The following is an 18,528-nucleotide window of genomic DNA, read 5'->3' as shown; positions in this document are numbered from 1 at the left end:
TACTATGGTATTATTGCCAGGTACCGGCTCGGGTGGCGGGAAAAATTTTTGTTATGTCGAAGTATATTTTCGTGACAGGTGGTGTGACCTCTTCACTCGGTAAAGGCATTATTGCGGCCAGTTTGGCCAAGCTGTTGCAGGCCCGTGGCCTGAGGGCTACCATTCAAAAGTTCGACCCCTACATCAACGTAGATCCGGGTACACTCAACCCTTACGAGCATGGCGAATGCTTTGTAACCGACGATGGCGCCGAAACCGATCTCGACCTTGGCCACTACGAACGTTTCCTAAATATTCCTACCAGTCAGGCCAACAACGTAACCACAGGTCGTATTTACCAAACGGTCATCAATAAAGAACGTGCAGGTGATTATTTGGGTAAAACCGTACAGGTGGTGCCCCACATCACCGACGAAATCAAACGCCGTATGCTGCTGCTGGGGCAAAATGGCCAGTACGATGTGGTGATTACTGAAATAGGCGGCACCGTGGGCGATATCGAAAGCCTGCCCTTTATCGAAGCCGTTCGCCAGCTGCAGTGGGAGTTGCCCGAAGAAGATTGTCTGGTAGTACACTTGACGCTCATTCCTTACCTGCGGGCTGCCAAGGAGTTGAAAACCAAACCTACACAGCATAGCGTACGCCTGCTGAGCCAGGAAGGTGTGCATCCGGATATCATTGTGTGCCGTACCGAAAAGCCATTGAACTTTGAACTACGCCGCAAGATTGCTCTGTTTTGTAATGTAAAAACAGAAGCTGTTATTGAAGCTGCCGATGCGCCCACCATTTACGAAGTGCCATTGGCCATGATGCGGGAAAAGCTCGATTTGATTTGTTTGAAAAAACTGCAAATCACCGAGTACAAAGAACCCGAACTGGGCCGCTGGAAAGAGTTTCTTGATAAACTGAAATATCCCAAGGCCAGCGTTTCTATTGGTCTCATTGGTAAATACGTAGAACTGCAGGATGCTTACAAATCCATCCTCGAAGCTTTTGTACATGCCGGCGCTTTGAACGAGTGCAAAGTGAATGTGGTGAACATCCACAGCGAACACATTACCGAAACCAATGCGGCCGAAAAGCTGGGCCACCTCGATGGCTTGCTGGTAGCACCGGGCTTTGGCCTGCGGGGCATCGAAGGCAAAATCACAGCCATTCAATATGCCCGTGAAAGTGGCTTGCCTTTCTTTGGTATTTGCCTGGGCATGCAAATGGCAGTGATAGAATTTGCCCGCCACGTGTTGGGCCTCGCCAATGCTCATAGCACCGAAATGATGCCCACAACAACCGATCCGGTGATAGACATGATGGAGGAGCAAAAGAAAATTAAAGCCATGGGCGGTACCATGCGTTTGGGGGCGTATCCCTGCGAACTGAAAGCCGGTTCGCTGGCCGAAAAAATATACGGCAGCAACAATATTAGCGAACGTCACCGCCATCGTTGGGAGTTCAATAGCGGCTATGCCGAAGCTTTCGAAAAACATGGCATGTCGCTGAGTGGCCACAACCCCGAAACCGGTTTGGTGGAGGTAATTGAATTGCCATCGCATCCGTTCTTTATCGGTGTTCAGTACCACCCCGAACTGAAGAGTACCGTGGAAGCACCGGCGCCTTTGTTTGTAAGCTTTGTGGCTGCAGCCAAAGAATATGGCGAAAACAAGGCAGGCACCAAGCCAGCAGCGAAAAAGCAGGAAGCTTAGAACAGCTTTTTTCAAAGAATTGAACCGGCTTCGGCCGGTTTTCTTTTACCAGCGGTTAAGGTGTAAGCGGCTATCATTATGTGGGTGCCAGCCGTTACCTTTGCCGCTCATTTTAATAAACGAATATGGGATTTGATCGGAATACCGTCATTGGGTTTGCTTTACTGGCGGTGTTGTTCATGGGCTACTTTTGGTATGTAAGTAGCAATCAGCAGGCTGCCACTGAGTTGAAAAAGCGCCAGGAGGATAGCATCGCTGCATTGAAGCCCAAGGTAGACTCGGCACAATGGAAGGCGGATAGCGTTCGCATGGCACTGCTGAAGGATTCAGTATCTGCCGGAAGCTTTGTGGCTGCCGGTAGCAGGGATAGCCTGGCTGTATTGGAAAATAATGTATTGAAAGCCACATTCAGCAGCAAAGGCGGTTGGCTCCGTTCGGTTGAGTTGAAAAATTATAAAGGTGCCAATGGCAAACCTGTGGTAATGGGTGGTGGCGCCGGCGAAAGTTTTGGCTATGCTATCAATACCTTGCCCGGTCAGTCTACCGAATCTTCAAAATTGTTTTTTGGCAATGTAGCCGTGGCTAAAAATGCAGATAGCAGCCAAACCATCAGCTATACTTCCAGCAGCAACGGCGGCAGCAGCATTACGCATAAGTTTACTGTTCGCCCCAATGATTACCGCATCAAGGCCGAAATTGTACTGAATGGTGCCAACCAATTGGTAACCGGCCAAACACTCAACCTGCACTGGAACACGGTGGCGCATCGCCAACAGGCCGATGCAGAATATGAAAAAACACAAACCCGCCTGGTGTACCAAACGGAAGGCGAGTACGATTATACCACCGCCATGCAAGGCGCCAGCGAAGCATTGGAGCAGCCGGCAGAATGGTTTGGTTTGAAGCAGCAGTTTTTCAACAGCAGCATTATTGCCAGCCAAAAATTAAAATCGGTGAAAGCCGATGTGGTGGTGCCTGCTGAAGGTCAGGATAGCAACACGGTGGCTACCTTGAAAATGACTGCTCAGGCTTCATTGGCAGCTGGTGCTACAGCAACAGTTCCTTTGGAAATGTACTATGGCCCTAACGATTACGAAGTACTGAAAGACTACGACAATGGCATGCACAATATCGTAGACCTTGGTAGTGGTGTATTCGCATTTGTAAAATGGATCAACCGCTGGCTCATTTTGCCGGTGTTCGATTTCTTGGGCAATATCATGGGCGGCTATGGTGGCTGGACCATTTTGTTGCTTACCATCTTCATCCGCTTGCTTATTGTGCCGCTTACCTACAGCAGCTACCTCAGTGGTGCCAAAATGAAAGCCCTCCGCCCCGAGATTGATGCCATGAAGGCTCGCCTCAATGGCGATCAGCAGGCCATCAGCATGGAGCAAATGAAACTTTTCCGCGAAGCGGGTGTGAACCCACTGGGTGGCTGTATTCCGGCCTTGTTCCAGATTCCCATCTTCTTTGCCTTGTATAGTTTCTTCAACAGCAATATCGACCTGCGGGGTATTCCTTTCCTCTGGGCCGGCGATTTGAGCAGCTACGATTCTGTACTCAACATGGGTTTTGCCATTCCGTTTTATGGTTCGCATGTAAGCTTGTTTACCATCACCGCTACCATCACCAGTTTGCTCATCAGCATTTACAGCATGAGCACTACGCCCGATGCTGGCAACCCCATGATGAAGTACATGCCGTACATCTTCCCTTTCATGATGTTGTTCATCTTCAACAAGCTGCCATCGGCTCTTACCTGGTACTATACCGTGTCCAACGTGATTACGCTGATTCTGCAATTTGTGATTCAGAACTACGTGATTAACCACGATAAGATTTTGGCAGAAATAGCAGCCAACAAGGCGAAGCCCAAAAACAATCGAAGTGGCAGGAGCGGCTGGCCAGCATGCAGGAGGCCCAAAAGAAAATGGATGAAATGAAAAAGAAGCAGGGCAAATAATTTCTTTTAGCTCAGCTTAAATAAAAGCCGCCTGTAGCCAATGCTGCAGGCGGCTTTTGCTTGCAGGCTTGTTAATTGGCAGCAGGCCATTTTACATTTTCCCTAATTTGCTGTCTACTTTAGTAAAAGCAACACATGAAAAAGTTTTTGACTCTGACAATGGCTTTGCTGCTGACACACATGCTGTGGGCACAGCGGGTTATTACAGAAGGAATTATACAGTACAACGTTACGCTGGTAAAAGGTGGAGAGAATGCATCCGTGGCCAGCGCCTTCAATGGTGCTACGCAAACCTTACTCCTCAAGTCGGGCAAGGCAAGGCTTGATTTCAAAAGCCCCTTGCGTAGCCAGAGCACTATTTACGATGCCCAAACCGGCAATGGCTTTATTCTCAAGCAAAGTGGAAATGAAAAATACCTGTTGGAACTGGTAGGCGCCAATTGGAAGAAATACCATAAAAAGTACGATGGCGTTGTATTTGCCAAAGAAGAAACGATGAAGCAAATAGCCGGTTATAATTGTAAAAAAGCAACCGGCAAAATGGCCGACGGCAGCACCGTGGTGGCCTACTACTGCCCCGACCTCACGGTGATGGCAACAGGTTTCGATCCGCTGTTTGGCAGCTTATCAGGCATTGTGCTCGAATACGAAATCTCGAATCCCAATGGCGTAACCGTCAACTATCAGGCGCAAAGCGTACAGATGACCATGGTGAATGCCGCTCAGTTTGAAATGCCCAAGTCCGGGGTAAAAGTGCTCACATTTGAACAGTAAATAATTTTCGGGTAGCGATAAAAAAAGACCGCAATGGCGGTCTTTTTAGTTTCTTACTGGTTCTGGTGTTTTAAACTTCGGCACCGAAACCCTATGCTGATACGGGTAAATAAACGTGGTCGTTCCCCGCTGATAGGTAATAATCGATTGAATCGTAGTTGTTTGAGGCGTTTTAATCACCTGATTAAAACTGCCCTTGTATTGCATGCCGGGCTTCAGGGTAAACTGGCGCTGAAAATTGGTTTTCATGTCGAATGTCTTGAATTTCAACACGTAACCTTTTTTCTCTTTACCGCCACCCTTGGCTGCATACAGTTGAAACTGACCACATACAGCCAGTACCAACAGCAGGGAAGCCATTAGCCCAAAGCCAGTATTCGTATGTAGTTTCATCTTCATGCTGCGAAAGTACGTAAAAAGTTATGGATTTGTCAATTAACAGAACGTCGGATTGTTTGAAATGTTGTGAGAAAGTGGATAAAACTGAAATTGACCCCCTGATAATTGTAGGGGCTTACGTGTAGCTTTAAACAACTTACTTCAACCCTATGGCCAACTATTCAAGCCGTCGAGAACGAGAAGAAATGCAGGAACTGCTGAGAGCCTACCAGAACCTCAAGTCGGGTAGGGCAGCATCGTTTCTGGAAGAGGAGGATTTCGAACGCATCATCGATTATTTCGACGATCAGGAAAATGTGCCCGCTGCACTGGAAGCGGCCACCCTTGGGCTGGAGCATTTTCCCTTTGCAGCACAGCTCATGTACCGCAAAGCCGATTTCCTGATTGCCCAGCACCATTTTGAAGAAGCGCTGGCTGTGTTGGACAAAGCGGCGCTGTACGATGCTACTGATATTTCGCTATACATTTTGCAAACCGACGCCTATCTGGGACTGGAGCAGCCCGAAAAAGCGGCCCGCATTTTGGAAGAAAGTGTGCAGCTGTTTGAAGGAGAGGAACGGATTGAACTGCTTTTTGAGCTAGCGGATGTATATGATGACTACGAAGATTTTCAAAAAGTATTCGACTGCCTCAAATGGATACTGGAAGAGGATCCAAACAATGAAGAGGCCTTGCTCAAAATCTGCTTCTGGGCCGACTTTACCGGTCGAAGCGAAGAAAGCATTCGGCTTCACCAGTGGATTACCGATGAGCATCCGTTCAACGAACTGGCCTGGTTTAATCTGGCAGCTGCCTTTCAGGGATTGAAGCTGTATGAAAAAGCCATCGACGCTTATCAGTATGCGCTGGCTATTGATGACAAGCTGGACATTGCCTACCGCAACATGGGCGATGCTTACATCCGCATTCGCAAATACAAGGATGCCATTGAGTGCCTCGAAAAAGTACTGGAACTCAGCAGGCCCGAAGAAGTCATTTTTGAAGCCATCGGCCATTGCTACCACAAACTCGAAAATTATCCGCAGGCCCGGTTTTACTACCGCAAAGCCAGCCACATCAACCCCGACGATAGCCGCATTTACTACAAAATTGCTATTACCTACTATCGGGAAATGAAGTTTGACAAAGCCATTCGTCAAATGGAGCCTGCAACCCGTATTCATCGCAATCAACCAGATTTTAACCTGCTGTTGGGCGATTGTTACACACAGCTCAACAAACTGAAAGAAGCAGCGCAACACTATGCAGCCGTCGTAAAAGCGAAGCCTAAAAATCTTCGTGGACAAGAAGCATTGATTGGTGTATTGCTGCAAGGTGAATTTTATGAAGAAGCGTTGTTGCAGAGCCGCAATGCATTTGAACTAACCAAGGGTAATCCGCTGTTTTTGTACAGCAATAGTGCCGCATTGTTTGGCCTGGGCAAAACCAAAGAAGCCCTGCTCGAACTAGAGCATGCTTTGTCGGTGCATCCGCAGGGGTTCAAAAAAATGGTAGATATGGTGCCGGGTATTTTACAGGTAAACAGGGTGATAGATCCGGCCAATGCCTACCTCAAGAAAAAAGGCAAAAAGTAAGTACGGATAAAATCAACCAATGGCCTGCTACTATGCGTAGCGGCCATTTTTTGTGTGTATAAAGCCTGATGATTGTCATGCTGCTACTGCCTGATTTTCACTTAGGTTTGCAGCCGTTCAAACAAAAAAATGACGTTATGAATTTTGCCCTTTCACAAATGCCCGACAGGAATCAGAAACCCCGCACCGCTGGTATTACCATGGTGATGGACAAAGGCCTGAGTATTGAAGAAGTGAAGAATTTTATGAGTGTGGCGCATCCGCATGTGGATGTTGTGAAACTGGGTTTTGGTACTTCGATGGTTACACCCGATTTGCGCAAAAAAATTGAAACCTATAAGGCGTTGAACGTGCCTATTTATTTTGGCGGTACACTGTTTGAAGCCTTTGCCATCCGCAATCAGTTCGACGATTACATTGCTATTTGTAAAGACTACGGTATCGATTGGATTGAAGTATCCGACGGTAGCATAACCATACCCCACGCCGAAAAATGCGGCTACATTGAAAAGCTGACCCAACATGCCAAAGTACTGAGCGAAGTGGGTAGTAAAGATGCGGCACATATCATTCCTCCCTACAAGTGGATTGAACTAATGAAAGCTGAACTGGAAGCCGGTAGCAGCTACGTAATTGCTGAAGCCCGTGAAGCAGGTAACGTAGGTATCTACCGCGGTAGCGGCGAAGTGCGGGAAGGCCTGGTGCAGGAAATTCTCACCCAGATTCCCGGCGAAAAAATCATTTGGGAAGCGCCGCAAAAAGCTCAGCAATTATACTTCCTGGAGTTGCTGGGTTGCAACGTCAACCTGGGCAACATTGCCCCCAACGAAGTCATTCCCTTGGAGGCCATGCGCATTGGCTTGCGTGGCGATACTTTCCACCTGTACCTCGATAAGGAACAAGCCTGATGCGACTGTTTGGCCTGATTGGTTATCCGTTGTCACATTCTTTCTCCAAAAACTATTTCACCCACAAGTTTGAAGTAGAAAGGAGAACAGATTGTCGCTACGAGCTGTTTCCCATTGCCAATATCGGCAAGCTACCCGAGTTGTTGCAAAACCATCCGGAGCTGGAAGGGTTGAACGTAACCATTCCGTATAAACAAGACGTGCTGCCATACCTGCACGATACCAGTGGATTGCCCGCTGCCTTGCAGGCTTGCAATTGCATTCGCATACGGCAGGGCAGGCTCGAGGGTTTTAACACAGATTACATCGGGTTTGAAAATAGTTTGCGGCCCTTGCTGCAACCGCAGCATACCAAGGCATTGGTGCTAGGTAATGGTGGTGCATCCAAAGCCGTGATGTATGTGCTGAGCAAATTGGGGATTGCTTACGAAGTGGTGAGTCGCAAACTGCACGATGGTTCTACACTTACCTACGATGGCCTCACAGCAGATATGGTAAGCAGTCATTCGCTCATCATCAATACAACACCGTTGGGTACCTATCCCAATGTGCTGGAGCGGCCGTTGATTCCTTACGATGCGGTGGGTTCAAATCATCTGTTATACGATTTGGTGTACAACCCAGAGCAAACACAGTTTATGAAAGAAGGTGCCATTCGTGGTGCTGCTACCAAAAATGGCTACGACATGCTGGTAGGTCAGGCAGAAGCTGCCTGGCGCATCTGGAATGAAGTATAAGTGACGGATGTAAAAATGATTCCGCCACTGTTGGTCGCTGATCAACAGCGTTCACCCCTTTGTTGGTCGGCGACCAACAAAGGCAATGATTAACCAATCAATCTGGCCTTCAGTTCATCAGAAATGGGGGTCATTTTTTGTGCCTGAAAATCAAACAGCACCATGCCTGTTTTGCCCAGTGCAGCAATCTTGTGCTGGCCATTGCGCTGTACCGTAAGCCGGTAATACACATCAAAGCCAACACTACTGAAATCGTCGAGCCCAACCTCTACTTTTACCACATCGCCGTATTTCAATTGCGCCTTGTATTCCACGCCGGCATCCGCCATAATCAAGCCAAACCCTTCCACATTCATTTCCGAATAACCTCTCGACATCAGGTACAACATCCTTGCATCATGCATGATGGACAAGAAAGAATCGTTGCCTACGTGGTCGGCATAATTGAGGTCGCTGATGCGAACGGGTATATCAACACTAAAAGGGTAGTGGCTCAGTTGCGGAATTTTAATACGGGGCATAACAGACAATTACTGATGAGCTAAAAATTCGAACAATTTGGCCACGGCTTTTGCCCGGTGGCTGTACTGGTTTTTTTCTTCTAAGGTCATTTGTGCAAAGCTGCGGGTTTCACCATCGGGCACAAATACAGGGTCGTAACCAAAGCCGCCAGAGCCTTGCACTGCTGTAGTGATTTGTCCTTCACAAATGCCTTCAAACAAATGTTCTTCGCCTTTCCAGCGGAGAGAAATAACCGTACGAAATCGGGCTTTTCTGTTGGCTTCGCCTTGCAGGTTTTGCAAAAGCAGCGCTACATTATCGGCAAAGCTGGCTTTTTCGCCGGCATAGCGGGCACTGCGTACGCCGGGTGCACCATGCAGTGCGTCAACTTCCAGTCCGGTGTCTTCGCTAAAACAATCTTTTCCCGTAAGGGCCAGTATCACCCCCGACTTTTCGCTGGCATTGCCCTCGAGTGTGTCGTACGGTTCCGGAATGTCTTGCACAATGCCTGCTTCCTTCAGCGAAAGCACTTGTATACCAAAGGGAATGGCCTGTTGTATTTCGGCTACTTTATGGGCATTGTTGGTGGCGAAAATGAGTTGCATGAAAACGGTTGGTTCTATAAAAGGTCTTTGAAAATCTATATACGAAGGAAACAGTGATGGATGTAACGTTTGCAGGTTTATGTTCATGGAAAAGTCTTTCCAACCCTTACCCGAAAATCTTTTTCAGCGCCATCCACAATTGTTTTTTCAGTTCTACCTGTGCGGGGCTGTTGCCATTGATGTCTGCCAGTGAAGGCGCATACAAAAAGCGGCAATCATCCCATGGCTGCACCTGAAAATAGGGGATACGCATGGGTACACCTATGCTCACGGGCTCCACTCCAAAATACAGGGCCACTTTGGCGGGCAGCTGCGCTTTTAGTTCGGGGTAGGTTACCTGTTTGCCATGGGTGTTGAGGATGGCAATATGATCCATGCTCAGTTTTACAGAGGCAATTACTTTTTGCAAAAACTCCAGGTCTGCGTCTTTGCAATGCACGGCATTTGGCTCGTTCAGTATCAGCAATACCTGCTGCTTAAAATTGCCCAGCACGGCATGAGGCGGCAATGATAATGATGCGGGTGCAACCTCAACGGGGGCTGGCTCCGGCTCAGCAACAGGCGTTGGCAGGGCCACAGGAGCAGGTTTGGGCTCCTCGGGTGCTGGAGCGGCTGCTGGTGCAGGCGGCACAGGCATCACAGGCTTTTGTGCGGGGGCGGCAGGCGGTGGTGCTACTGCGGCGGCTGCGCTGGCACGGGCTACGGGCTGGTAGTCGCCTTCTATCGAAACCAGGTGCTGACCAAACATGTCGGCCAGAATCATATCTGGCAATCGGATGGCTTGAAATTCACTCTTTGACTCACTCATGACGGCTGGTTGGTAGGCATTTTGTTTCTTTGCCAAAAATAAACGCTGAAAGATGATTGCAGCATTAGATGTAAAAGTAACCCTTGCAGAGAAAAGCAAACTCGAAGGTGTAAGCCTCGAAAAAATCCCTTTTGGCCGGATGTTTACCGACCACATGTTCATTGTACAATATGAAAATGGTAGCTGGCAACAGCCCGAAATCAAACCATACCAGTCTATTACCATCGACCCCAGCAACGCAGCCCTGCATTATGGTCAGTCCATTTTTGAAGGTATCAAAGCCTATCCGACCCCGGGTGGCGAAGTGGCCATTTTTCGTCCCATGGACAACTTTCACCGCTTCAACATCAGCGCCGAAAGAATGCAAATGCCCACCGTGCCGGAAGAAATTTTCATTGAAGGCATGCGCCAGCTGATTGAGATTGATAAAGCATGGGTGCCTCAGTACCCTGATCATGCCTTGTACATCCGCCCGTTCATGTTTGCCAGCGACGATGCCATTGGTGTTCGCCCTTCGGAAAAGTATACGTTCATCATCATTTTGAGCCCCACCGGGCCCTACTTTACCGCCCCTATGCGGATATATGTGGAAGAACATTTTGTACGTGCAGTACCCGGTGGCGTAGGCTATGCCAAAACAGCCGGCAACTACGCGGCTTCTATGTATCCTACAGCTAAAGCCCGTGCCAAAGGCTACGACCAGGTGCTGTGGACCGACGCACTGGAGCACCGCTATGTGCAGGAAATTGGCGTAATGAATGTGTTTTTTATTGTCAATGGTAAAGCACTTACCCCAAGCCTGGAAGCAGGTACCATTTTGGCCGGTGTAACCCGCAACAGCGTTATCACCGTGCTGAAAGAAATGGGAGTCGAAGTAGAAGAACGCCCCATCGCCATTGAAGAATTACTGGAAGCCTATCAGGCAGGCCAGCTCACAGAAGTGTTTGGTGCCGGTACAGCTGCTACCATCAGCCAGATTAAAGAGCTGCGCTATAAAGAAACCGACATGTTCTTTAATCCGGAAGATGCTCCTGTGGCAAGTGCTGTGCTCAACAAACTCAACGCCATCCGCTACGGCCACGAAGCCGACACTCATGGCTGGATGTTGGGTGTGTAAGAATTGTCAATGACAAAATGTGATAATGTGCAATGATGTTCAGGGCATCATTTCACCCATTCGGATAAAAAGAAAAGACGTCTCATCAGGGACGTCTTTTCTTTTTTTATGAATTCATTTTTTAGTTCAGGTTTGCTACAATGCCATCCCACAATTGCTTCCGCATTTGCAATGATTGAATGGCGAACTCTGTGGCTTCTTCCAGTTTGGCGGGGTCATTGCCGCAGAGCTCATTTACCATTTGAATGGCCAGCTGGCTGTGGTGATCGCCATCTACCTCAATGTGGCGTTCGAGGTAGTAGGTAAATGTTTCCAGCTGCTGCGGATAGGCTTCTTTTAAACGGCGTACCAGGCTCATGAACATGTCTGGTATCAGGTCTTCGCGGCCATAGGTAAACACCGCAGCCTGAGCATGCAAGGGTGCATGAGCAATGCAGGTAAAAGTGAAGTTGCAAAAAGCCTGTACCGATTCGGGCAGGTTGGCCTGCTCGAGGGCTTTTGCAATGGGCTTGCCAGATTGTATGGCAGCCACCAGTTGTTCAATAGGAGCAGTGTCTGCACCCAGTTCTTTCATGGCTTTCAGGTACAGTTCAAAATGACTGCAGCGGTTGCCATGCTGGTCTACATCACTTTCTTCTCCGGTTACAATTTCGTTGATCAGAAATCGGGTGTTGGCGCTACCCACGGGAACCCACGGCGTGGTTACACAGGTGAGCTGGCGCTGCAATGATTTCAGTAAACTCATGAAATCCCACACGGCAAATACATGGTGACTGGCAAATACCTGCAGGTCTTCCAAGGTTTGCAGCCGGGCATACAGTGGATGTTCAATAATCTCGTTTCTATACTGGTCGAGTGATACTTGCATGTAAAAAAATTGTACTATATACGATTGGGTGGCAAAAAAAGTTGAAGCAAAGGAAACCCGTTGCCGCAATGCGAAATGATTGTTGCATGAAACTGGACCAAAAGGGAATGTGGGGTGAGCTGCTACGCCAAATATTTCTGTAGCATTGTAGCATGCCTGTGATGGATTATGTACACAATATTTGGGCTGGCCTATTGCTAGGCGTCATGGCCGGATGGCTGGCTTATCAAAAAGGTTGGCTCAGTTTTTCCGGAGCTGTGGCTGCGGCATTACTGGGCTGTATTTTTTGGTGGCTGGGTGGGCTCTGGTTGTCGGTTGGGTTGTTGTTCTTTTTGTGTCGGGCACCGCTTTGGGTAAACTGCCCCGCAGCAACCATAGCGATGCCAAAATGGGCCGGCCTAGAGATTGGGTACAAGTGTTAGCCAATGGCGGTATAGCGGCTGTTTTGCTGCTGCTACACGCCGCCACGGGGCATTCATCACTATTGTGGGCAGCGTGGATTTCGCTGGCCGTGAGCAATGCCGATACCTGGAGCAGCGAAATCGGCCAATGGGCAGGTGGTAAAGTGGTTGATATACTTCGTTGGCAACAACTGACGGCCGGGGTATCGGGCGGCGTTAGCTGGCAGGGAACTGTGGGCGGGGCCATAGGTGCCGGTGCTATTGCCGGGCTTGCATGGTTGGGAACAGATGAATCATTGTCTCAAATTTTAATCATCGCCTTCCTGGGTTTTTCGGGGATGCTGTTCGATTCCGTATTAGGCAGTTTGGCGCAGGCGAAATACGCTTCGCCCGGCGGTAGCTGGAGCGACCAGCCACCATTTGCCATGGCCAAATCGCCTCAGCGGGGCTGGGCATGGATGACAAACGATGCTGTAAACTGGCTCAGTAATTTGCTATTGGTGACTGTGTATCTACTTTTTTACTGGTAAAAAATGCTGACTTTTGCATCCGGCAAAGCAGCAATGCAGTCGGAAAACATGGGAATAGCGGGGTTTTTCCACCGTGGAGGTACCTAATCTTAGTAAAATCTCATTTTTCTTTGTTTTTCTTTTTGGAATTAACTGCTCCACACTTACCTTTGCCGTCCAATTTTAAAAAGCATCGAATGCCTACTATTCAACAACTGGTACGCAAGGGTAGAGAAGTAATTAAAGCCAAGAGCAAGAGCCGTGCACTGGATGCATGCCCTCAGCGCCGTGGTGTTTGTACCCGTGTATATACAACAACGCCTAAGAAACCAAACTCCGCACTTCGTAAAGTAGCGAAGGTTCGTTTGACCAACAAAGTGGAAGTGATTGCCTACATCCCCGGTGAAGGCCACAACCTGCAAGAGCACAGTATCGTATTGATCCGCGGTGGTCGTGTAAAAGACCTGCCAGGTGTACGTTACCACATCGTTCGTGGTAGCCTCGATACTGCCGGTGTAAAAGACCGTAAGCAGAGCCGCTCTAAGTATGGTACCAAGAAAGAGAAGGCTAAGAAATAATTTCTATCAAGATTTCAACTGATCATATATCATGAGGAAAGCGCAAGCCAAAAAGTTGCCCCTGGCACCAGATCCAAAATTCAACGACAAACTGGTTACCCGTTTTGTCAACAACCTGATGTGGGAAGGTAAGAAGAGCACCGCTCTGACTATTTTCTACGATTCTTTGGAAAAAGTAGCCAAAATCACCGGTGAAGACGGATATGAAATTTGGAAAAAAGCATTGACCAACGTTACTCCTGCTGTCGAAGTTCGCAGCCGTCGTATCGGTGGTGCTACCTTCCAGATTCCTGCCGAAGTTCGCCCCGACCGTAAAATTAGCCTGAGCATTAAGTGGCTCGTTCGCTACAGTCGTGAGCGTAACGGTCGCAGCATGGCCGACAAACTGGCTAACGAAATCGTAGCAGCCAGCAAAGGTGAAGGCGCCGCCTTCAAAAAGAAAGAAGATACACACCGTATGGCCGAAGCCAACAAGGCGTTCAGTCACTTCCGTGTATAACCTTCCTCCGCTTTTAAAATTGGTTTTTAGAGGTGAATAAAAGGTCCCGCCCCTTTGGGTGCGGGATTTTTTGCATTTATACATCGGCAAATGCAGGCTCTTGTATTTTGGTAGGCTGCTGCTTTTGCAAGAACTTGGCAGCATGAACCAAACAGTTACCGGCAATCTGGTGGACATTGCCCGCCGTTCTATTTTTCCAGCCCATATCCATATTGCTGAAGGCCGCATTGCCAGCATTGAGTCCTTGGGCGATGCTATCCTTCCATCGCTTCCCTTTATTACGCCAGGCTTTGTAGATGCACATGTGCATGTAGAAAGCAGCATGCTCATTCCGTCAGAATTTGCCCGCCTGGCCGTGGTGCATGGCACGGTGTCCACCATCAGCGACCCGCATGAAATAGCCAATGTATGCGGCATGGAAGGCGTGGAATACATGATTGATAACGGGAAAACTGTTTCTTTCAAATTCAACTTTGGTGCCCCCAGCTGTGTACCCGCCACCATCTTTGAAACCGCCGGTGCTGCCCTCGATGCTAAAGATGTGTCGGCGCTATTGCAACGCCCCGAAATAAAGTACCTGAGTGAGATGATGAACTTTCCGGGAGTGTTGCACAAAGACCCGGAAGTGATGGAAAAAATAGCCGCCGCTCATGCGTTGGGCAAACCCGTAGACGGGCATGCACCCGGTCTCCGTGGCGATGCGGCACAGCAATACATTGAAGCCGGCATCAGTACCGATCATGAATGTTTTACACTGGAAGAAGCCCTCGATAAACTACAGCGGGGCATGAAAATTTTGATTCGGGAAGGAAGTGCTGCTAAAAACTTTAATGCACTCATTCCGCTGTTGCCGGAGTGGTATGCCCAAATGATGTTTTGCAGCGATGATAAACATCCTGATAGTTTGGTGCTCGGTCATATCAATCAGCTGTGCGCCAGAGCTGTGGCACTGGGCATAGATGTTTTTCATGTATTGCAAGTAGCTTGTGTGAATCCGGTGCAGCACTATAAACTTGATGTGGGTTTATTGCAGTCTGGTGATCCGGCAGATTTTATCGTACTGAAAAACCTGCAGCAATTTGAAGTTGCAGCCACCTACATCAATGGTGAACTGGTGGCCAGCAATGGCGTTTCGCATATTCAGCCACGTGCATGGCATGCCATCAATCAGTTTGATTGTGCTCCGACAACAGCTGCCGACTTTTCTTACCCACTCCATAAATGGGGTGAAGAAGAAAACTTTGAGCAAGTGTATGCCATCGAAGCATTGGATGGACAACTCATCACCAATAAGTTGACGTTGCCTATCACCGATTTTCCGGTACATGGTGACGCCATGCATGCATCTGTTGCAAATGACCTGTTGAAAATTGTGGTTGTCAACCGGTATCATCAGGCACCCATTGCCAAATCATTCATCAGAAATTTTGGGCTCAAAGCGGGTGCCATTGCCAGTAGTGTAGCTCACGATAGCCACAACATTGTAGCAGTAGGTGTGGATGATGAAAGCCTGAGTGCTGCTGTGAATTTGGTAATTGCAGCACAAGGTGGCGTAGCTGCTTGTGGCAATGGTCAACAACATGTTTTGGCCTTGCCGGTTGCCGGGCTCATGACCAATGAAGATGGTTATGCTGTGGCTGAAAAATACACCGCCATCGATCAGTTCGTAAAGCAGGAGCTGGGTTCTACGTTGGCTTCGCCGTTTATGACGTTGTCGTTTATGGCGCTGCTGGTAATACCGCACCTCAAGCTGAGCGACAAAGGCCTCTTCGATGGCGATTGTTTCTCCTTTGTGTAGCAGGGCTTGCATTTGGCATTTGAATCGATTACCTTATCGATTCAAATCACTCCCACATGACTAACAATTTTTACCTGGCACTCTCAGCTATCCTGCTGTTGCCATTGATTCCTGCGTACATCATTTACAAGTTTTTACCCGAAAGTGAAACCAATGTAGAGGGGCCTTACAAAAAACTCAACCTGAAGTTGAAAGGTGCTTTTGCTGGCTATTTTTTATTGGTACTTATTGGCCTTGGGTTGCAGTATTTCATTTTGGGCAATGAGCAAACCAAACAACTGGAAGCATTGACAGCACAAGTAAAAGAACAAGACTCTGCCATTGCGGTGATGAAAAGCCAGCTGGCCAAATCGCCGGTGATAGACTGGCATGTAAAAGGCGTAGTGATGCCCGGAGAAAAAGAAGGCACCCGTTTCTTTTTTGATGATGGCACTACCACCAAAAATCCGGATGGCAGTTTTGAATTGATTAAAAGAAGTGTGGCCACACAAGGTTCGGCCAAACCACCCAAATGGATTTGTGTGTACAACCCAATTACTGGCTACAGAGTGGTGAGCCTGAACCGAGAAGTGAACCATCCCGACATCGCAGCTTTTGATGTGCATTTCAATGAAGACAATCACGAAATCGTGATCCGCAAACCCATCGATATCAACAGCGCCGAAAAAGATTCGGTGGTAGCTGTGGCAGGATTCTTAGAGAAAAATCCGCAGCTGAAACAACAGGTAGAAACCAGTAATCCGCAACTGTTTATTAAAGCTGATAAACTAAAAGTTGAACAGCAAACAATCAAGCAAAACAATCTTGCAAAACCAATAAAGATTCCTTTAGTGATAAGCAAGCAACAGTAACGTCAATTGGTTTATGCCGACTGGCCAACCCACACTGCACCGCCAATGCTGCTGCGGCTGGCACCAGTTACGGTGTGCATCACGGTGTTTTCTTCCCGCCAGCGGAGTACACCCAACAATGCCATTACCAATGCTTCTTTGTAGTTCACCAAACCAGCTTCGGGTACAATTACTTCTACCTGCATGGCTTGTAAACTTTGGCGAAGCCGTTCAATTAAAAAATCGTTGAAAGCACCACCACCGGTCACCAGCATTTTTCTGGGTTGTTCTGCAGACAGCTTTGGTAAGACTTTACCCAGGCTGCGGGTAGTTTGTATGCAAATATGCTCCACCATAGTGCGGAGTGCATCTTGCACCGAAAGGTTGGCATCTTTCAGCAATGGATAAATAACATCGGTGCCAAACTGGTTGGCCAGTGATTTGGGAAACGGTTGACTGTAATAGGCCTGCTGATTCATTTTGGCCAGCACTTCATCCCGCACAAAACCCTTGGCTGCCAATGCTCCGCCAGCATCGTAGGCCAGTCCAGTTTGTGCAGCAAATAAGTTAAGCACCCGGTTGGCCGGGCAAATGTCGAAGGCAACATAGCTATCGCCCACATTAGCCGAGAGGTTAGCAATGCCTCCAATGTTGAGGAGTAAAGGATATTCAGCCAGCAGTAATTTTTCGCCCATGGGTACAATAGGAGCACCTTGTCCACCGAGGGCTACATCCATGGCCCGGAGGTCGCTTACTACGTTGATGCCGGTGGTAGCTGCAATAGCCGCACCATCGCCGAGCTGTGCCGTCATCCGATGCTGTGGTTCATGAAAAGTGGTGTGCCCATGACTGGCAATGAGTTGCACCTGATGCTGAAGCTGATGCGTTTCTATAAATGCATTCACTTGTTCGCCGAGGTAATGGCCATATTCGGTATGCAGGCGCAGGTAATCTGCTGCATTGAGGTCGGTGGCATGGCGCAATTTGTGGGTCCATGTTTCGCTATACGGCAGGCATGCTGAAGCTTTTATCTGGTAGCTCCACTTACCCCGGATTTCATCCAGCTCCGCAAAAACAATATCTAATCCGTCAAGGCTGCTGCCGCTCATTAAACCGATAACTCTGTAAAACATATTTCAATTTTCGGCCCGAAAGTTCGGACAGATAATTGATATTTGATTTTGATAAATGCAACCGCAATACCTGCAGGCTTTTGCAGGCCGGCAAAACCCTTTTTTGCGGCAGCTACATTACTTTTTATTTACAATTAGATAGCAGCAGATGGTCATTAATTTGAGTGAGCAAAACAGCCTGGTAAATACCTGGGTGGCAGAGTTGAGAGATGTAACCGTACAAACGGACAGGATGCGCTTTCGGCGCAACCTGCAGCGCATTGCCGAAATAGCCGCTTACGAAATCTCCAAATCACTCGATTGGGAAACCTACGATGTAGAAACGCCGCTGGGAAGCAGCCCTGCTATCCGTTTGAAAAAACAACCTGTGCTGGCCACCATTCTTCGTGCCGGTTTGCCCATGCATGAAGGCTTACTCAATTATTTCGACAGGGCCGACAATGCCTTTATTTCTGCCTATCGTAAACATCATCGTGATGGTTCATTTGAAATAAAACTCGAGTACGTGAGCTGTCCGGATTTGGATGGCAAAGTGCTCATTATTGCAGACCCTATGTTGGCTACTGGTGCTTCGTTGGTAAAGACCATTGAAGAACTGGTGGGCGAAGGCTCGCCTGCACAAATACATATTGTATGTGCCATTGCCTGCAGTGTGGGCATCGAGTATGTGCACAGAAACGCCCCCAACGTAAAAATCTGGTGTGGTGATATTGATGATGAGCTGACGGCCAAGGGCTATATTGTACCGGGCTTGGGCGATGCGGGTGATTTGGCATATGGCCCTAAAACACAGCAGTAGTCGCCGCTTTATTTGTTAAACATC

The 18,528-nt window shown here is 48.3% G+C and carries 19 protein-coding genes; 13 read left to right on the top strand and 6 right to left on the bottom strand.

Translation table 11 applies throughout. The annotated features are described in order from the left end of the window. Window positions 1-53 precede the first annotated feature (53 nt). From pyrG to GLV81_RS14015, 3 genes are all read left to right on the top strand, one after another. Window positions 54-1,700: a CTP synthase gene (gene pyrG, locus GLV81_RS14025; RefSeq protein WP_157479424.1), complete on the top strand. Its 1,647-nt coding sequence runs from the start codon at window positions 54-56 to the stop codon at window positions 1,698-1,700. A 125-nt stretch (window positions 1,701-1,825) separates the two neighbouring features. Beyond that, complete coding sequence (gene yidC, locus GLV81_RS14020; RefSeq protein WP_246186018.1) at window positions 1,826-3,646, top strand: membrane protein insertase YidC; 1,821 nt, start codon at window positions 1,826-1,828, stop codon at window positions 3,644-3,646. A 155-nt stretch (window positions 3,647-3,801) separates the two neighbouring features. After that, window positions 3,802-4,440, top strand: a complete 639-nt coding sequence (locus GLV81_RS14015; protein WP_157479423.1) for a hypothetical protein — start codon at window positions 3,802-3,804, stop codon at window positions 4,438-4,440. A 45-nt stretch (window positions 4,441-4,485) separates the two neighbouring features. Here the strand turns inward: GLV81_RS14015 and GLV81_RS14010 are convergent, their stop codons facing one another. Further along, window positions 4,486-4,839 (bottom strand): hypothetical protein, encoded by a 354-nt coding sequence (locus GLV81_RS14010; protein WP_197428343.1) that lies wholly within the window; start codon window positions 4,837-4,839, stop codon window positions 4,486-4,488. A 149-nt stretch (window positions 4,840-4,988) separates the two neighbouring features. Between GLV81_RS14010 and GLV81_RS14005 the strand changes: the two genes are divergently transcribed. From GLV81_RS14005 to GLV81_RS13995, 3 genes are all read left to right on the top strand, one after another. Then, window positions 4,989-6,413, top strand: coding sequence for a tetratricopeptide repeat protein (locus GLV81_RS14005; protein ID WP_157479421.1), 1,425 nt, complete (start codon window positions 4,989-4,991; stop codon window positions 6,411-6,413). Window positions 6,414-6,550: 137 nt separating this feature from the next. After that, on the top strand, window positions 6,551-7,321 hold the full coding sequence (locus tag GLV81_RS14000; protein ID WP_157479420.1) for a phosphosulfolactate synthase: 771 nt from the start codon (window positions 6,551-6,553) through the stop codon (window positions 7,319-7,321). After that, complete coding sequence (locus GLV81_RS13995) at window positions 7,321-8,058, top strand: shikimate dehydrogenase family protein (RefSeq protein ID WP_157479419.1); 738 nt, start codon at window positions 7,321-7,323, stop codon at window positions 8,056-8,058. Before GLV81_RS14000 ends, GLV81_RS13995 begins: the two co-directional genes overlap by 1 nt. An 89-nt stretch (window positions 8,059-8,147) precedes the next feature. Here GLV81_RS13995 and GLV81_RS13990 read toward each other — a convergent pair whose 3' ends face one another. The 3 genes from GLV81_RS13990 to GLV81_RS13980 all read right to left on the bottom strand — a co-directional run bounded on the left by GLV81_RS13990 (window position 8,148) and on the right by GLV81_RS13980 (window position 9,972). Further along, on the bottom strand, window positions 8,148-8,579 hold the full coding sequence (locus GLV81_RS13990; protein ID WP_157479418.1) for an acyl-CoA thioesterase: 432 nt from the start codon (window positions 8,577-8,579) through the stop codon (window positions 8,148-8,150). Between the two features lie 9 nt (window positions 8,580-8,588). Then, window positions 8,589-9,164: an RdgB/HAM1 family non-canonical purine NTP pyrophosphatase gene (rdgB, locus tag GLV81_RS13985; RefSeq protein WP_157479417.1), complete on the bottom strand. Its 576-nt coding sequence runs from the start codon at window positions 9,162-9,164 to the stop codon at window positions 8,589-8,591. 106 nt (window positions 9,165-9,270) lie between these two features. Continuing rightward, window positions 9,271-9,972: a hypothetical protein gene (locus tag GLV81_RS13980; RefSeq protein WP_157479416.1), complete on the bottom strand. Its 702-nt coding sequence runs from the start codon at window positions 9,970-9,972 to the stop codon at window positions 9,271-9,273. A gap of 52 nt (window positions 9,973-10,024) precedes the next feature. Between GLV81_RS13980 and GLV81_RS13975 the strand changes: the two genes are divergently transcribed. Next, entirely contained in the window at window positions 10,025-11,089 is a 1,065-nt protein-coding gene (locus GLV81_RS13975) for a branched-chain amino acid aminotransferase (RefSeq protein WP_157479415.1), read from the top strand. A gap of 121 nt (window positions 11,090-11,210) precedes the next feature. On the opposite strand, the gene GLV81_RS13970 is transcribed toward GLV81_RS13975, so the two are convergent. Continuing rightward, on the bottom strand, window positions 11,211-11,957 hold the full coding sequence (locus tag GLV81_RS13970) for a DUF3050 domain-containing protein (protein ID WP_157479414.1): 747 nt from the start codon (window positions 11,955-11,957) through the stop codon (window positions 11,211-11,213). 214 nt (window positions 11,958-12,171) lie between these two features. Here GLV81_RS13970 and GLV81_RS13965 point away from each other — a divergent pair, with 214 nt between their 5' ends. The 5 genes from GLV81_RS13965 (at window position 12,172) to GLV81_RS13945 (ending at window position 16,593) form a co-directional block, all read left to right on the top strand. Continuing rightward, complete coding sequence (locus GLV81_RS13965) at window positions 12,172-12,888, top strand: DUF92 domain-containing protein (RefSeq protein ID WP_157479413.1); 717 nt, start codon at window positions 12,172-12,174, stop codon at window positions 12,886-12,888. Window positions 12,889-13,064: 176 nt separating this feature from the next. Next, window positions 13,065-13,445, top strand: coding sequence for a 30S ribosomal protein S12 (rpsL, locus tag GLV81_RS13960; RefSeq protein WP_157479412.1), 381 nt, complete (start codon window positions 13,065-13,067; stop codon window positions 13,443-13,445). 31 nt (window positions 13,446-13,476) lie between these two features. After that, on the top strand, window positions 13,477-13,944 hold the full coding sequence (rpsG, locus tag GLV81_RS13955) for a 30S ribosomal protein S7 (protein ID WP_157479411.1): 468 nt from the start codon (window positions 13,477-13,479) through the stop codon (window positions 13,942-13,944). A gap of 142 nt (window positions 13,945-14,086) precedes the next feature. Beyond that, window positions 14,087-15,742 carry an adenine deaminase gene (ade, locus tag GLV81_RS13950; protein ID WP_157479410.1) on the top strand — a complete coding sequence of 552 codons (1,656 nt, stop codon included), beginning with the start codon at window positions 14,087-14,089 and terminating at the stop codon, window positions 15,740-15,742. 56 nt (window positions 15,743-15,798) lie between these two features. After that, on the top strand, window positions 15,799-16,593 hold the full coding sequence (locus tag GLV81_RS13945) for a hypothetical protein (RefSeq protein ID WP_157479409.1): 795 nt from the start codon (window positions 15,799-15,801) through the stop codon (window positions 16,591-16,593). Window positions 16,594-16,604: 11 nt separating this feature from the next. Here GLV81_RS13945 and GLV81_RS13940 read toward each other — a convergent pair whose 3' ends face one another. Continuing rightward, window positions 16,605-17,705: an anhydro-N-acetylmuramic acid kinase gene (locus GLV81_RS13940; protein WP_157479408.1), complete on the bottom strand. Its 1,101-nt coding sequence runs from the start codon at window positions 17,703-17,705 to the stop codon at window positions 16,605-16,607. Window positions 17,706-17,853: 148 nt separating this feature from the next. On the opposite strand from GLV81_RS13940, the gene upp reads away from it, so the two are divergent. Then, complete coding sequence (upp, locus tag GLV81_RS13935; protein ID WP_157479407.1) at window positions 17,854-18,504, top strand: uracil phosphoribosyltransferase; 651 nt, start codon at window positions 17,854-17,856, stop codon at window positions 18,502-18,504. The last annotated feature ends 24 nt before the right edge of the window (window positions 18,505-18,528 follow it).

Source organism: Phnomibacter ginsenosidimutans (assembly GCF_009740285.1).
Taxonomy (GTDB): Bacteria; Bacteroidota; Bacteroidia; order Chitinophagales; family Chitinophagaceae; genus Phnomibacter; species Phnomibacter ginsenosidimutans.
Note: the sequence above shows the minus strand (reverse complement) of the source record. Positions and strands in the feature narration are given on the sequence as shown.

Bases quoted from the DNA above. Each gene is read 5' to 3' on its own strand.
- GLV81_RS13945 (WP_157479409.1), top strand. From the start codon at position 15,799: ATGACTAACAATTTTTACCTGGCACTCTCAGCTATCCTGCTGTTGCCA.
- pyrG (WP_157479424.1), top strand. From the start codon at position 54: ATGTCGAAGTATATTTTCGTGACAGGTGGTGTGACCTCTTCACTCGGT.
- rdgB (WP_157479417.1), bottom strand. From the start codon at position 9,164: ATGCAACTCATTTTCGCCACCAACAATGCCCATAAAGTAGCCGAAATA.
- GLV81_RS13975 (WP_157479415.1), top strand. From the start codon at position 10,025: ATGATTGCAGCATTAGATGTAAAAGTAACCCTTGCAGAGAAAAGCAAA.
- rpsL (WP_157479412.1), top strand. From the start codon at position 13,065: ATGCCTACTATTCAACAACTGGTACGCAAGGGTAGAGAAGTAATTAAA.
- GLV81_RS14015 (WP_157479423.1), top strand. From the start codon at position 3,802: ATGAAAAAGTTTTTGACTCTGACAATGGCTTTGCTGCTGACACACATG.
- GLV81_RS14000 (WP_157479420.1), top strand. From the start codon at position 6,551: ATGAATTTTGCCCTTTCACAAATGCCCGACAGGAATCAGAAACCCCGC.
- GLV81_RS14010 (WP_197428343.1), bottom strand. From the start codon at position 4,839: ATGAAGATGAAACTACATACGAATACTGGCTTTGGGCTAATGGCTTCC.
- GLV81_RS13980 (WP_157479416.1), bottom strand. From the start codon at position 9,972: ATGAGTGAGTCAAAGAGTGAATTTCAAGCCATCCGATTGCCAGATATG.
- yidC (WP_246186018.1), top strand. From the start codon at position 1,826: ATGGGATTTGATCGGAATACCGTCATTGGGTTTGCTTTACTGGCGGTG.
- upp (WP_157479407.1), top strand. From the start codon at position 17,854: ATGGTCATTAATTTGAGTGAGCAAAACAGCCTGGTAAATACCTGGGTG.
- ade (WP_157479410.1), top strand. From the start codon at position 14,087: ATGAACCAAACAGTTACCGGCAATCTGGTGGACATTGCCCGCCGTTCT.
- GLV81_RS13990 (WP_157479418.1), bottom strand. From the start codon at position 8,579: ATGCCCCGTATTAAAATTCCGCAACTGAGCCACTACCCTTTTAGTGTT.
- GLV81_RS13995 (WP_157479419.1), top strand. From the start codon at position 7,321: ATGCGACTGTTTGGCCTGATTGGTTATCCGTTGTCACATTCTTTCTCC.
- GLV81_RS13970 (WP_157479414.1), bottom strand. From the start codon at position 11,957: ATGCAAGTATCACTCGACCAGTATAGAAACGAGATTATTGAACATCCA.
- rpsG (WP_157479411.1), top strand. From the start codon at position 13,477: ATGAGGAAAGCGCAAGCCAAAAAGTTGCCCCTGGCACCAGATCCAAAA.
- GLV81_RS13965 (WP_157479413.1), top strand. From the start codon at position 12,172: ATGGCTGGCTTATCAAAAAGGTTGGCTCAGTTTTTCCGGAGCTGTGGC.
- GLV81_RS13940 (WP_157479408.1), bottom strand. From the start codon at position 17,705: ATGTTTTACAGAGTTATCGGTTTAATGAGCGGCAGCAGCCTTGACGGA.
- GLV81_RS14005 (WP_157479421.1), top strand. From the start codon at position 4,989: ATGGCCAACTATTCAAGCCGTCGAGAACGAGAAGAAATGCAGGAACTG.